The following is a 14,064-nucleotide window of genomic DNA, read 5'->3' as shown; positions in this document are numbered from 1 at the left end:
AAGTTTTTGGCTAGTAAAATTATGCAAATTAAGAAAATTAAAAGAAACCAAGGAGAGCAGATGAGAAAATTTAACGTAGCGGTCGTTGGTGCTACTGGAGCGGTCGGCGAAGAGCTTTTTAGAGTTATGAAGGAGGTTGATTTCCCAGTTGGAGAGCTTTTGCCGCTTGCTAGTGCAAAAAGTGCTGGTAGCGAGATCGAATTTAATGGCAAATATTACAAAGTAAAAGAGCTAACCGAAAAGGTTTTTAGCGAGCATGAGATAGATATTGCTTTTTTTAGTGCGGGCGGTTCAGTCTCAGAGAAATTTGCCAAATTTGCAGCTGATAGCGGTGCTGTCGTAATAGATAATACAAGCCATTTTAGGATGGATAAAGATATTCCACTAGTCGTACCTGAGTGCAACCCAAGCGATATCGCACTATGGAAAAATCGCGGTATCATCGCAAATCCAAACTGCTCAACCATTCAAATGGTGCAAATTTTAAAGCCATTAAATGATGCTTTTGGCATCAACAGAGTCGACGTTTCTACATACCAAGCGGCAAGTGGTGCTGGCAAAGAGGGCATGGAAGAGCTTGTCATTCAGATGCAAAAATTCTTTGAGTTTAAACTCGATGAGTGCGAGCCAAAGGTATTTGCACACCGCCTAGCACTAAACGTGATCCCGCATATTGACGTATTTTTGGACAATGACTATACAAAAGAAGAGATGAAAATGGTCAATGAAACACAAAAAATTCTTCACAAAGATATCGAAGTGAGCGCAACATGCGTACGTGTGCCAGTGCTTAGAAGTCACTCTGAGGCGATCACTATTCATTTTGATAAAAATGTGAGTGCAGATGCAGCAAGAGAAATTTTGAGTAAAGCTCCAAGTATCGTAGTAGTCGATAATCCAGCAAATAAAGAGTATCCGATGCCTATCATCTCAAGCGACACAAATGAGACTTATGTTGGTAGGATAAGGGTCGATAACTACAGACCTAATGTGCTTCACCTTTGGTGTAGTGCCGATCAGATCCGCGTAGGGGCTGCTACAAATGCTGTCAGGATCGCGCAAAAGTGGATCGCGATGCAAGAGTAAATAAAAAGGATTTTTATTGCGTAAGATATTTGAAAAAATTTTGCTTGCAAGCAACAGCTTTACACTTTTTCCAGTAGTTTTTGGACTTTTAGGTGCGATCGTACTTTTTATCATCGCAAGTTACGACGTCGGCAAGGTACTTTTAGAGGTTTATAAATATTTCTTTGCCGCAGATTTTCACGTTGAAAATTTCCACTCAGAAGTCGTTGGCGAGATTGTTGGAGCGATCGATCTATACTTGATGGCGCTTGTTCTTTATATATTTAGCTTCGGAATTTACGAGCTTTTCATCTCGGAGATCACACAGTTAAAGCAGTCAAAGCAGAGCAAGGTGCTTGAAGTGCATTCACTTGATGAGCTAAAAGACAAGCTTGGCAAAGTGATCGTCATGGTTTTAATCGTAAATTTCTTCCAAAGAGTGCTTCATGCAAAATTTACAACACCGCTTGAGATGGCATATCTTGCGGCTTCTATCCTAGCACTTTGCCTTGGACTTTACTTCCTCCACAAGGGAGATCACTAAAATTTTAAGCGTTTTTACGCTTAAAATTTCTCCTACATCTTTTCTTTAGCTATTTTTAGGTAATATCCCTTTAAAAATTTAAAGGAAATTTAATGATTTTTATAGACGCTTGTCTTAAAAAACCTACCCCTTATACGCCTGTTTGGATGATGCGCCAAGCTGGTAGATATTTGCCAGAGTATATGCGAGTACGTGCGCAAGCAGGGGATTTTTTATCGCTTTGCAAAGACTACAAAAAGGCTAGCGAAGTCACGCTTCAACCAGTTGAAATCCTTGGTGTTGATGCGGCAATTTTATTTAGCGACATCCTTGTCGTGCCACTTGAAATGGGTATGGATCTGCGTTTTGAAAAAGGTGAGGGGCCTGTTTTTACAAAGCCTTTGCGTGATCAAGCCGCACTTGATGCACTTAGTATCGAAAAGTCGGTAAAAAATTTAGCATATGTCTATGATACGATCAAACTAACACGTGAAAATTTAGCCAAAGATAAGGCGCTCATTGGCTTTTGCGGCGCTCCGTGGACGATAGCTACATATATGATAGAGGGTGGCGGCAGCAAAAACTATGCGATCTGCAAAAAAATGCTCTATGAAAATCCAGAATTCCTACATCAAATCTTAGAAAAAGTGACGCAAGCTCTTATTTTATATGTCAAAGAGCAGATAAAAGCTGGTGTAAATGCAGTGCAAATTTTTGACAGCTGGGCGGCTGCGCTTGAAGAGCAGGCTTATTTTGAGTTTGGATTTAACTACATAAACAAGATAGTTGATAACGTTAAGGCTGAGTTTCCAGAAATTCCAGTCATCGTTTTCCCAAAAGGAATAAGTGGCTATCTGGATAAAATTTCAGGAAACTTTGATGTTTTTGGCGTTGATTGGAGTACACCGATCGAGCTAGCCAAAGCAAAACTTAGCCCAAGATACGTCCTTCAAGGCAATATGGAGCCAACTAGACTTTATAGCAAAAAGGCGATAGATGAAGGTGTGGATAAAATTTTAAGTACAATGAAAGGCGTGCCTCATATTTTTAACCTCGGTCACGGAATCTTACCAGATGTGCCAGTTAAAAATGCAAAATATTTCATAAAACAGGTGCAAACAAAAAGTGCAAGGTAATAAGCCTTGCATCGTCTTTGGTCCGATAAATTCACGCCGTTTTGGCATGAGTCTTGGCATAGATCTAAGCCCTAAGCAAAAATCATGTAATTTTGACTGTGTTTATTGTGAGCTAAGTGGCGCAAAAACAGTCAACGCGATACAAGATCCGCCAAGTGTTGAAGAAATTTTAGTGGCTTTAAAAGATGCCTTGCGTACTCATCAAAACATCGATGTTATTACACTTACAGCAAATGGCGAACCAACTCTTTACCCATACTTGCAAGAGCTAATTAACGAGATAAATAAGCTAAAAGGCAGTTCAAAAACACTTATTTTGAGTAATGGCTCAGGCGTGCGTGATCCAAAAATTTGTGAAGCGCTAAGTGGGCTTGATATAGTGAAATTTAGCCTGGATAGCGCGGTGCAAAGTACTTTTAAAAAGATAGACCGCAACAAAAGCGGCATAGAAGTAAATGAACTTATAAAAGCAATGGCTAAATTTCGTAAGGAATTTAAGGGCGAGCTTGTGCTTGAAATTTTAGTCGTAGCTGGCTTTAATGATAAAAAAAGTGAGTTTGAAGCACTTAATGTGGCGATAAATGAGATAGCTCCACACCGAGTAGATATTGGTACGGTAGATCGCCCACCAGCCTATAATGTAAATGGCGTAGACGCTAAAAAGTTAGAGGAGTTAGCCGAGCAGATAAGTGGCGTGCCAGTTAATATCGTCAAAACTCACAAGATAGAGCAAAAATATAACTTTAGTGAGGATGAAATTTTAGAAATGCTGAAACGTCGTCCGCAAACTATCGCAAATGTTGAAGAAAATTTCTCAGAACACTCAAAGCAAATTTTAAACAAGCTCTTGCAACAAGATATGGTTTATCTAGCCGATGTTGCTGGAGTAAAATTTTACAAACTAAGAGCATAAATGAAAAGAATCCTTACAATACAAGATATCTCGTGTGTTGGCAAATGTTCCCTTACCGTCGCGCTTCCGATAATTAGCGCTCAAGGCATTGAGGCGTGCATATTGCCTACTGCGCTGCTTTCGACTCATACTGGCTTTAAAAATTTCACATTTCGTGATCTGACTGATGAATTTGACGCGGTAACACAAGTATGGCACAAAGAAAATATCGCATTTGATGGAATTTATACTGGATTTTTAGGCAGCTTTAGCCAGCTTGAGCTGATAGAGAAAATTTTTAATGAGTTTAGAGACTCTGCTCCACTAATACTTGTAGATCCTTGCATGGGCGACAATGGCAAGCTCTATCATGGGTTTGATGAAAAATTTGTTATGAAAATGCGTGAGCTTTGCACAAAGGCTCACGTCATCACGCCAAATATAACTGAAGCAAGCTTTATGTGCGGGATGCCGTTTTTAGGCAGTGACTATACGCAAGATTATATTTTAGAGTTGCTTGAAAGCTTGGCTAGTTTTGGAGCTAGAAAGATCGTGCTAAAGGGCATTAGATACAAGCAAAATGAATGCGGCATCATAGCTTACGACGCAAAGACAAAAGAGAAAGTAGAGTATTTTCACGAATTTTTGCCATTTCATACGAGCGGAACCGGAGATATATTTGCTTCTGTGCTTTTTGGCTCACTTATAAATGGTGAAAGCATGCAAAATTCTATCAAAAAGGCAGCAAATTTTGTGCTTAGTAGCATTAAAGTCACGCTAAAAGATAAGAACCGCACATGGTATGGTGTGCAGTTTGAAAAGGTGCTTGGCACTCTTGCGAAATAGGCTGGCAAACTACTTATTTAAAATTTTTAATAACACAACGATATGGCAAAGATTTATATCTTTGCTAGCTGTTAGAAGTGCTATATCGCCATGCTCTTTTTCTAGTTTTTTTAGCATTTTAAAGCAAGATTGTGCTTTTTCATTATCAAGCTCGAGCTCAAATTTCTCACAAAACTCATCAAATCTAGCTTCTCTATCTTCATGAAACCACTCTCTTAAAGCAGTGCTTGGTGTGATATCTTTTAACCAAAAAAAATTTGAAAATATCTCTTTTCTTATGCCTCTTGGATAGAGTCTATCAACAAAAGCCGCCTTCATATCCAAACTATCATCTTTGATAAAATCATAAATTCTATAAGCTTTAAACATGTTGTGATTGTAGTCCTATAATGTTTATAAATAAAAAAATATTCTTAGTTATCTTATATTTTTTATACTTGTTTAAATTTTAAGGTTTGTAAAATCAAAGCTTAAAATTTTGATTGTGGCGATAAGAATTAAACTAGGGCTAGAAAATAGTCCTAAAAAGAATAAATTTAAATTAAAGCTCGTTTTGATAAAATCCCAACATAAAAATCACTAAAAAGGTTATCATTATGAGAGGCTATAAAATTTTCTCAGGAACGGCTAATATTGAGCTTTCAAAGAAAATTTCGCAATATCTTTCACTTCCTCTTAGCGAGGCAAGTATAAAAAGATTTAGCGATGGAGAGATCAGCGTGCAAATCGGCGAGAGCGTGCGCGGAAAAGATGTTTTTGTCATTCAGCCAACATGTGCACCGACAAATACAAATTTAATGGAGCTACTTATCTTAACTGACGCTTTAAGACGCAGTAGCGCAAGCTCTATAACAGCGATTGTGCCGTATTTTGGCTACGCTAGACAAGATAGAAAAGCAGCTCCTAGAGTGCCGATCACTGCAAAACTAGTGGCAAATATGATGCAAACAGCAGGCATCGATAGAGTCGTCACTATGGATCTTCACGCAGGACAAATTCAAGGATTTTTTGATATTCCGGTTGATAACCTTTATGGAAGTATCATTTTTAATGACTACGTAAGAGCTAAAAATTTACCAAATCCAATCGTTGCAAGCCCTGATGTAGGCGGCGTGGCTCGTGCTAGAGCCTTAGCTAAAAATCTAAATCTTGACATGGTTATCGTAGATAAGCGCCGCGAAAAAGCAAACGAGAGCGAAGTGATGAATATAATCGGTGACGTAAACGGCAAAGACGTGATCTTGGTCGATGATATGATCGATACAGCTGGTACTATTGTAAAAGCAGCTGAAATTTTTAAAGAGCGTGGTGCAACTAGCGTTATGGCGTTTTGTACACACCCAGTTCTTAGCGGACCAGCTTACGATAGGCTAAGACTAGGCTTTTTGGATGAGCTAGTAGTAACAGATACCATCCCTCTAGCTGAGGAGCTTCCTTGTATAAAAGTGCTAAGTGCGGCTTCTTTATTTGGAGAAGTGATACGCCGTGTATATCACAATGAAAGCGTAAATAGCTTATTTTAATTAATCTTGGCTTTTGCTTTGGAGTTGTTTCAGGCAAAAGCCAAATCTTTCAATATTTGTTAGAATTTAATTTTTGATAAATCAAAATTTATAGCAAAAAGATAGCCTCTATTTATAGCTGGAATTTTTAAAATTCTAGCCTTCTCTTTAAAAATTTTTGGCATTATGGCTTTGCAAAATGGAGTTACTAGAAGGTAAGTGTCTGCGTATCCGACAGCGATCTTGCCACTTAGCACCACGCTTGTTTGCTTTGCCAAATTTGTGCTTAGCTCATCTTTTTGCGCTTTACTTGGAAGCACGTTTAGCTCTTTTGCCACCATATCAACGCCTCGTATCGCATTACTATCATTTTTTATGATAAAAATTTCATCACTTATTTTTATGATATTTGGCATTAAAATTTGTCTATCGGCTTCTAAAAACTCAAAGCTCTTTTGTACGCCACTAAAATATCTATCCAAAAATGGCTCACTAAAATTTAGCCTCATGAAGCTCCTTTTTAACTCGCCTTTTAAATTTGTATCATCGATAAAATAGTGTAAATTTCTCTCACCAAGATAGTTTTGAAGCTCTTTTTTGCGTAAATTTAAAAGCGGCCTAACTAGCCAGAAGTGCTTTCTCTTTTCAAGCTCGCTCATGCCAAAGAGCTCTTTTAGTCCAGCACCCTTACTAAGCTGCATCAAAAACCACTCAAATTTATCATCAAACTGATGCGCTAGGATTAAATTTTCGTAGCCAAATTTTTGGCAAATTTCTCCAAAAAACTCATATCTTGCCTCGCGCGCATTTTTTTCAAAATTTGAATTATCTAAAAAAACGCTTTTAGTATAAATTTTTTTACCAAATTTATCTGCGAGTTCTTTTGCACTTTTTATCTCACTTTTGCTTTGCTCTCGAATATTGTAATCAACCATTGCTAGATCAAATTTGATCCCAGCCTCTTCTAAAATGTAAAAAAGTGCGGTGCTATCGATGCCGTGCGAGAAGGCAAGCAGGTTTGCACCTGAGTTTAGCTTTTCTCTCACATTTTGGCTTATCATTTTGCTTTTTTGATGATTTTAGCGATCAGTTTTTGATCGACCACGTCAGTGACCTCACAAAGGTAGAGTGAGCCGATCTCAAGCTCTTTTACATCGCTTTCATTTATTAAAATTTCGCCGTCTATATCTTTATCCCAGATGTCTTTTTTGGCTGCATAAAACATCTCGCCCTCGCTACTTTCGCCCTCAAGAGAAGCATAAATTTGCTTGCCAATCTCTTTTTGCAAGCTCTCATTTATCGATTTTTTAGTGATTTTTTCTATCTTATTTAGTCTTTTTGAGATAATCTTAGCTGGGATTTGCTCCATGTCAAAAGATGCAGTGTCCTCTTCTTTTGAGTAGGCAAAGGCTGAAATTCTATCAAATTTAAACTCTTCTAAAAATTCGCAAAGCTCCTCAAAATTCTCCTCGCTCTCTCCTGGATGACCAACGATGACACCAGTTCGCAAAAATGAATTCTCGGCATTTCTCATCAAATTTAAAAGCTCTTTTATCTTTTTAGCACCGCTTCCACGCTTCATTATTTTTAGCATATTTTCACTGATGTGTTGGATCGGCATATCAAAGTAGTTGTGAAAGAGTGGCGAGGCGATGATGCGCTCAATTAGCTCCTTGCTAGTCGTACTTGGATATAGGTAGAGTATCCTGGCCCTTCTTACGCCCTTTATCTTTTCTATCTCGTCTATTAAATTTATTAGTCCGTCGCTAACGCCATGATCACGCATATATGAGCTTGAGTCTTGAGATAAAAAGCTAAAGTCGTAGTAGCCTTTTTTGACTAGATTTTTGACCTCATTTACGATATTTTCGAGCGAGCGTGATTTTAGTTTTCCTTTAAATGTCGGTATCGCACAAAAACTACATTTTTGGTTACAGCCCTCTGAAATTTTGATGTAAGCGTGATAGTTTGAGCCAGTTATCACACGCTCTTCATTTGCTTGCAGATAAGTTTGCGGGCTAAATAAATTTTGCTTTTTTAAGATGATCTCATCGATCTTGTCGTAGTCAGCCACACCGGTAAAGAGATCAACCTCTGGCAACTCTTTTATTAGCTCATCTTTGTAGCGCTGCATAAGACAGCCAGTCACTACTAGTAAAGAGCCATTTTTACGAGCTTCGTGCATCTCAAGTATGGTTTGTATGCTCTCTTCTTTGGCGGATTTGATAAAGCCGCAGGTATTTACGATGATGACGTCGGCATCGCTGATGTCATCGGTAATATCGTAGTTTTGCAATCTACCAAGCATTATTTCTGAATCAACTAAATTTTTATTACAGCCAAGTGAAATTAAGTGAAGTTTTGGCATTTTTATATCCAGATATTATCTATTAGCCTAGTTTTGCCAACATAAGCTGCTACTAAAATGATGGTGTTATTTTTTTCCACTTTTGAAATTTCATTTAAATTTCTATCCGTAATAGCGACATAATCAACCTTTAACGGCTCTAGCACTTCAAGCATCTTTGTTTTGATCTCGCTTGCGTCCTCTTCGCCGTTTTGGATCAAATTTTGTGCTTTATTTAGCGATCTTGAAAGCCTTAGAGCATTACATTTATCTTCGTCGCAGATATAGACATTTCTACTTGAAAGTGCAAGTCCGTCCGGCTCTCTAACGATATCGCAAGCAACTAGCTCGATGTTTAGGAAAAATGTCTTTATCATATTTTGCACGATGATTAGTTGTTGCGTATCTTTTTTGCCCATATAGACGCTATTTGCACGAGTTAGGCAAAATAGCTTATTTAGCACTCTTAAGACGCCGTCAAAGTGTCCTGGCCTAGTTTTGCCCTCTAAAATAGTTGAAAGCTTCTTTGGAGCGACTATGAGCGGCTCATCTTCAAAGTAAAGCTCACCAGAATCTGGAATAAAAATAGCGCTAACACCGTTTTGCTCGCAAACTTTGATGTCATTTTGCTCGTTTCTTGGATATTTGTCCAGATCTTCGCCTGGTAAAAATTGAGTTGGATTAACGAATGTTGAGACGATACTTATCTCATTTTCGCTCACACATTTTTTGATAAGGCTAACGTGTCCGTCATGAAGTGCGCCCATGGTCGGCACAAAACCGATCTTTGCGCTTGTGCTAGAGACGAAATTTTGAAGTTCTTTTATAGTTCTTATGATTTGCATTTTGACTCTTTTTGTTTGAAATTTTAACTTGGCATTGTAACAAAAAAGGATTAAAAGGGCGTAAATTTAAAAATGTAAGCAACTTTTGGTTAAAATCGGCAAAAATTTTTGGAGAAAGACTTGGATAGTTACGAATATAACGAGCTTTTAAAGAAGCTACAAACAAAAGTTGAAAACATAGGCTCTATCGTAAAGCCTGAGGAGATCAAGGCTAGACTTAAAGAGATAGAGACCACTGAGCAAGACCCTGACTTTTGGCAAGATATCGCTAAAGCTGGGGCGCTAAATAAAGAAAAAACTAAAATTTCAAATATGCTTGCAAAATTTAACGACGCTAATCAGGCAGTAAGTGATGCAAAGGAGCTTTTTGAGCTAGCAAATTCTGAAAATGATGAGGATACTATAAATTCTTTATTTGATGACGCTAAAAATTTAGATGAAAAGATAGTAAATTTAGAAATTTCTATGCTTTTAAGTGGCGAAGATGATGGTAAAAACGCGATTGTATCGATCCATCCAGGAGCTGGTGGCACTGAGAGTAATGACTGGGCCAGCATGCTTTATAGGATGTATCTTAGATTTTGCGAGCGCGAAGGCTTTAAGGTCGAGACTCTTGACTTTCAAGAGGGTGATGAGGCTGGGCTAAAGGATGTGAGCTTTATAGTAAAAGGTGAAAATGCCTATGGGTACTTCAAGGCAGAAAATGGCATTCACAGGCTCGTTCGCACAAGTCCATTTGATAGCGCAGGGCGCCGTCATACGAGCTTTTCAAGTGTCATGGTAAGCCCTGAAATAGATGATGACATAGAGATCGAGATCGAGGAAAAAGATCTAAAGATAGACACTTATAGAGCCAGTGGCGCGGGCGGTCAGCACGTAAATAAGACTGAATCAGCCATCCGTATCACGCACATACCAACTGGCATCGTCGTGCAGTGCCAAAACGACCGCAGCCAGCACAAAAATAGAGCTACAGCGATGAAAATGTTAAAGTCGCGCCTTTACGAGCTTGAGCTGATGAAGCAGCAAGAGGCGAGCAATAGCGTCGAAAAGAGTGAGATCGGCTGGGGACATCAGATAAGATCATACGTGCTTTTTCCGTATCAGCAAGTAAAAGATAACCGCAGTGGCGAGGCATTTTCGCAAACTGACGCGATACTTGATGGGGATATCAAAAAGATGATAGAGGGCGTTTTGATCGCTCAAAAGGCTGAGGGGTAGTAAATTTAAAAGAGATGAGAGCTAAAATTTCATCTCTTTTAGCTTCATGCACGCTTCTTCTTTGCCTTTAAAGCAAGCCTCATCAAGATAAATTATTGCTTTCTTATAGTCATTTTTACCTAGATAGATAAGCCCCAGATCGTAGCTAGCCTCGCTTGAGCCAAGGCTTGTAGCTTTTTCATAAAAATATATCGCTTTTTCTAAATTTTTATTGACCCCAAGGCCGTATTCGTATATATATCCAGCACTTCTTAGTCCGTCTATGTTGCCGTATCTGCCAGCTGTCTCAAACCAAAAAAGTGCCCTTAAGATATCCTTGCTAAAGCCTTTGCCGTCACGAAAGCAAATGCCAGTTTGCTGCATGGCTAGAACATTTCCATCTTTTGCATAATCATAAAATCTCTTACAAGCCTTTGGATAGTTGCCTTCATTGTATAGATAGATGGCGTCTGCTATTTGCTCGACCTCTGGATCAAGTGGTGGCTCACTAAGGCCAAAATTTTGTGAAATTTGATCTAACGAACATCCCCAAAATAGTAAAACACTAAACACAAAAATGATAAATTTTTTCATATTTGTCCTTGAAAATTTAGGCGATTTTATCCAATTTTATCTTATAATGCCCGCAAATTTTAAGCAAAAGGAACGATATGGATCATAATGCACTTTTAATCCAGCTTGGCTATAACGTCAATGAAACGACCACTGCTCAAATGTGTAGAATTTTAAACAATACTGATGGTCTTTTGCCAAAGAGCATAATTGAACTAAACGATCATTTAAAGCCACACCTTTGTTTTGTGGCGATGAGTGGAAGTGAAGATAGACTAAAGATAAAAAATGTAGCTACCGTTAATGAAATAAAAGAGCGAGTTGATGAGATCATAAAAAACTGGGCTAATAAATATAAAATGGAGCTAAAAAAGATAAATGAAACAACTTATTATTTAATGGGAAAGATAAGGGACTGAAAATGAAATATGATATTGTAATTATTGGTTTTGGAAAAGCTGGCAAAACGCTAGCGGTTAAAGCTGCCGCACTTGGCAAAAAAGTGGCTCTTGTAGAGAGATCGCCAAAGATGTATGGAGGCACTTGCATAAATGTTGGCTGCATACCAACCAAACGTCTAATAACAGCCGCTAAAGAGGCAAAATTTGTAAATAATAGTGTCGAAAGCGAATATTACACGCTTAGTGTGGAAAATAAAAACAAGCTAATCTCGGCTCTTAATGCTAAAAACTATGCGATGCTAAATGATAAAGAAAATATCGATGTGATCGATGGTGTTGGCTCATTTGCTAGTGAAAATAGCGTACTTGTAACAACGCCAAGCGGCGAGAAAAAGATAATAGAGGGCGATTTTATTATCATAAATATTGGCTCAAAAGAGACAGATACTCCTTTTGAGGTTGTAAGCTCAAATGTATTTTCAAGCCAAACTTTGCTTGATCTAAAAAATTTACCAAAGCATTTTGTCATTATCGGTAGCGGTTTTATCGGTATAGAGTTTGCATCAATGTTTGCAAATTTTGGCTCAAAAGTGACTATTATAGGGCGTTCAAAACTACTTAAAAATGAAGATGATGATATAGCTAATAGCGTAAAAGAAGCTCTTAGAGTCCAAGGCGTTGAAATTTTAGAGGGTTGCGAGATAGAGTGCATTAAAGAGAATATATTAAATTTTAAGCAAAATGGCGAGCAAAGATGCCTTAGGGCTGATGCATTTTTGATCGCACTTGGCAGAGTAGCAAATGTAGATGATTTAAATTTAAAAGCTGCTGGAGTTGAGCTAAACGAAAAAGGCTTTATAAAGACAAATGAAAATCTTCAAACAAATGTGCCAAACATCTATGCGGTAGGCGACGTGCGTGGTGGAGAGCTTTTTACTTACACGAGCTTGGATGATTTTAGGATAGTTTATTCACAAATTTTTGGTGATAAAAAGAGAAATACTAAAAATAGAAGCATTCACGCAAATGTGCTATTTACTGATACTCCGCTAGCAAGAGTTGGAGTAAATGCAAAAGAGGCTAGTAAATTTGGGCTAAATTTTAAAGAGCTAAAGCTTAGCATGGCAACAGTACCAGGCGCAAAAGTATTAAATCACGATGTAGGCATGCTAAAAGCTATCGTTGATGCACAAAGTGGAGAAATTTTAGGAGCCAGCTTTCACTGCATCTATGCAAATGAGCTGATAAATGAAATTGCAATTGCGATGAATTTAAAAGCAAATGCAAATTTCTTTAAAAATCAAATTTTCACTCATCCAAGTATCAGTGAAGCACTAAATGACTTATTTGGACAATTTTAAAAGGAAAAGAATGAAAAAATATTTATTGCTTTTATCGGCTTTATTTTTCACTGGCTGCTTAAATGTGATTGGTATAGGACAAAAACAAGATGATTCGTGGCAGCAACCAAAGGATGAAAAAATAGTGCAAAATAAAGAGCAAATTTCAAGAAATGCGATCGAAATTTTAATACCAAAATGCGAAGAAGGCGATGCGGAAGCTTGCAACGATTTGGGTGTAAATTACGAGCTTTTAAAAGAATATGAAAATGCTTTAACAAATTATAAAAAAGCTTGCGATGCTAAGGTGCAAGTCGGTTGTGCAAATTTGGGCACTCTTTATGAGCTTGGACTTGGAGTTAAAAAAAATCCAAAAAAGGCAATTTCGATTTATAAAGAAAGTTGCAATGGTGGAGGCATGCAAGCTTGCTATCATTTAGGCAATGCTTATAGAAAAGGCGAGATCGTTAAGCGAGATTATTATTTGGCGATGGAAGCTTATACAAATGCATGCAATGCTGGCGATTTGCCAAGTTGTGCCAATATCGGAGCGATGTATGAGCTTGGTCTTGGTGTCAATAAAGATGAAAAAAGGGCTTATGGAATTTATAAAGTCGCTTGCTTTCGTGGGCTAAGCAAGGCATGCCCACAGATGAAAAGACTAGGCACAAAGCTAGGAATGTAAGTGAAAAAGGTCTTAAATTTTGGTCTTATTTTGGCTATGGGCTTTATACTTAGTGGTTGCTGGTCTTGGCAAAAGATGGTAAGCTTTGGCTTTTGGCAAAGTGATGAAGAGGCTAGGGCAGAGCATCTTGAGCTTGAAAAAGAGAAGATGATACAAAACTGCGAGGGTGGAAATAGTATCGACTGCAACAATTTAGCTGTAAATTTTAGCAATGAAAAGGACTTTGTAAAGGCAAAAGGCTACTACGAAAAAGCTTGCAATGCTGGGCTTGCGACGGCTTGTTCAAATTTAGGTCAAATTTATGAGCAAGGGCTGATTGATGAGCAAAAAGATATAGAAAAAGCTCTAAAACTTTATAAACTAGCTTGTGATAGCGGCGATGGCGTTGGCTGCTATAACGAGGCTATGGGGCTAAAATCCTACATCGAAAGCGAAAATTTAAAGATACATAAGATAGATAGAACTAAGGCTGAGGCTAGAGTGCTAAGGCTTTTGGCAAAGAGCTGCGAGCTTGAATACGCTCAGTCGTGCTTTTTGCTTGCAAAGTTAAGCGGCGATGAAGTAAAGGCAAATGCACTTTACAAAAGAGCTTGTCAGCTTGGTAAGTGTGTGGAGAAAAAGTAATACTAGCAAAATACTATTCTAAAAATTCGCAATAAATCAACAAAGGCTCTTTTTGGGCCTTTTAAAATTTAATGTTTTGTTCGAG

Annotated in this window: 16 protein-coding genes; 11 read left to right on the top strand and 5 right to left on the bottom strand. The window is 38.0% G+C overall.

All coding sequences use genetic code 11. The features are described 5' to 3' along the window. The first annotated feature begins 60 nt into the window (after window positions 1–60). The 5 genes from CVT18_RS06125 (at window position 61) to CVT18_RS06105 (ending at window position 4,462) form a co-directional block, all read left to right on the top strand. On the top strand, window positions 61–1,086 hold the full coding sequence (locus tag CVT18_RS06125; protein ID WP_103628291.1) for an aspartate-semialdehyde dehydrogenase: 1,026 nt from the start codon (window positions 61–63) through the stop codon (window positions 1,084–1,086). A gap of 16 nt (window positions 1,087–1,102) precedes the next feature. After that, window positions 1,103–1,609, top strand: coding sequence for a YqhA family protein (locus CVT18_RS06120; protein WP_103628290.1), 507 nt, complete (start codon window positions 1,103–1,105; stop codon window positions 1,607–1,609). Window positions 1,610–1,701: 92 nt separating this feature from the next. Next, a complete protein-coding gene (gene hemE / locus CVT18_RS06115) occupies window positions 1,702–2,724 on the top strand; it encodes a uroporphyrinogen decarboxylase (protein ID WP_107824336.1) in 1,023 nt (340 codons plus the stop codon). A gap of 46 nt (window positions 2,725–2,770) precedes the next feature. After that, a complete protein-coding gene (locus tag CVT18_RS06110; protein WP_103628305.1) occupies window positions 2,771–3,637 on the top strand; it encodes a radical SAM protein in 867 nt (288 codons plus the stop codon). Further along, a complete protein-coding gene (locus CVT18_RS06105; protein WP_103628288.1) occupies window positions 3,638–4,462 on the top strand; it encodes a pyridoxamine kinase in 825 nt (274 codons plus the stop codon). Window positions 4,463–4,471: 9 nt separating this feature from the next. On the opposite strand, the gene CVT18_RS06100 is transcribed toward CVT18_RS06105, so the two are convergent. Continuing rightward, window positions 4,472–4,831: a DUF488 domain-containing protein gene (locus CVT18_RS06100; protein WP_103628287.1), complete on the bottom strand. Its 360-nt coding sequence runs from the start codon at window positions 4,829–4,831 to the stop codon at window positions 4,472–4,474. A gap of 227 nt (window positions 4,832–5,058) precedes the next feature. Between CVT18_RS06100 and CVT18_RS06095 the strand changes: the two genes are divergently transcribed. Beyond that, entirely contained in the window at window positions 5,059–5,985 is a 927-nt protein-coding gene (locus tag CVT18_RS06095; RefSeq protein WP_072594149.1) for a ribose-phosphate pyrophosphokinase, read from the top strand. Window positions 5,986–6,044: 59 nt separating this feature from the next. Here the strand turns inward: CVT18_RS06095 and tilS are convergent, their stop codons facing one another. Genes tilS through panC form a run of 3 tightly spaced genes read right to left on the bottom strand, consistent with a single transcriptional unit; the run spans window position 6,045 to window position 9,156 of the window. After that, on the bottom strand, window positions 6,045–7,025 hold the full coding sequence (tilS, locus tag CVT18_RS06090) for a tRNA lysidine(34) synthetase TilS (protein ID WP_103628286.1): 981 nt from the start codon (window positions 7,023–7,025) through the stop codon (window positions 6,045–6,047). Next, window positions 7,022–8,332 (bottom strand): 30S ribosomal protein S12 methylthiotransferase RimO, encoded by a 1,311-nt coding sequence (gene rimO, locus CVT18_RS06085; protein WP_103628285.1) that lies wholly within the window; start codon window positions 8,330–8,332, stop codon window positions 7,022–7,024. Before rimO ends, tilS begins: the two co-directional genes overlap by 4 nt. A 2-nt stretch (window positions 8,333–8,334) precedes the next feature. Continuing rightward, window positions 8,335–9,156 (bottom strand): pantoate--beta-alanine ligase, encoded by an 822-nt coding sequence (gene panC, locus CVT18_RS06080; protein ID WP_103628284.1) that lies wholly within the window; start codon window positions 9,154–9,156, stop codon window positions 8,335–8,337. A gap of 120 nt (window positions 9,157–9,276) precedes the next feature. Here panC and prfB point away from each other — a divergent pair, with 120 nt between their 5' ends. Continuing rightward, a complete protein-coding gene (gene prfB / locus CVT18_RS06075; RefSeq protein WP_103628283.1) occupies window positions 9,277–10,377 on the top strand; it encodes a peptide chain release factor 2 in 1,101 nt (366 codons plus the stop codon). 21 nt (window positions 10,378–10,398) lie between these two features. Here the strand turns inward: prfB and CVT18_RS06070 are convergent, their stop codons facing one another. After that, window positions 10,399–10,950: a tetratricopeptide repeat protein gene (locus CVT18_RS06070; protein ID WP_103628282.1), complete on the bottom strand. Its 552-nt coding sequence runs from the start codon at window positions 10,948–10,950 to the stop codon at window positions 10,399–10,401. A gap of 77 nt (window positions 10,951–11,027) precedes the next feature. Between CVT18_RS06070 and CVT18_RS06060 the strand changes: the two genes are divergently transcribed. From CVT18_RS06060 to CVT18_RS06045, 4 genes are read left to right on the top strand one after another with little or no spacing between them, the layout of a single operon-like run. Continuing rightward, window positions 11,028–11,348 (top strand): type II secretion system protein, encoded by a 321-nt coding sequence (locus CVT18_RS06060; protein ID WP_087585814.1) that lies wholly within the window; start codon window positions 11,028–11,030, stop codon window positions 11,346–11,348. A 2-nt stretch (window positions 11,349–11,350) separates the two neighbouring features. Continuing rightward, the gene (locus CVT18_RS06055) at window positions 11,351–12,691 is read left to right on the top strand and encodes a dihydrolipoyl dehydrogenase family protein (protein ID WP_103628281.1); all 1,341 of its coding nucleotides are present in this window, start codon (window positions 11,351–11,353) and stop codon (window positions 12,689–12,691) included. Window positions 12,692–12,701: 10 nt separating this feature from the next. Beyond that, a complete protein-coding gene (locus CVT18_RS06050) occupies window positions 12,702–13,355 on the top strand; it encodes a tetratricopeptide repeat protein (protein WP_103628280.1) in 654 nt (217 codons plus the stop codon). Then, window positions 13,356–13,979, top strand: a complete 624-nt coding sequence (locus CVT18_RS06045; RefSeq protein WP_103628279.1) for a tetratricopeptide repeat protein — start codon at window positions 13,356–13,358, stop codon at window positions 13,977–13,979. It abuts the gene before it with no gap. Window positions 13,980–14,064: the final 85 nt, after the last annotated feature.

Source organism: Campylobacter concisus (assembly GCF_003048405.1).
In the GTDB taxonomy this organism is placed as follows: domain Bacteria; phylum Campylobacterota; class Campylobacteria; order Campylobacterales; family Campylobacteraceae; genus Campylobacter_A; species Campylobacter_A concisus_Q.
Note: the sequence above shows the minus strand (reverse complement) of the source record. Positions and strands in the feature narration are given on the sequence as shown.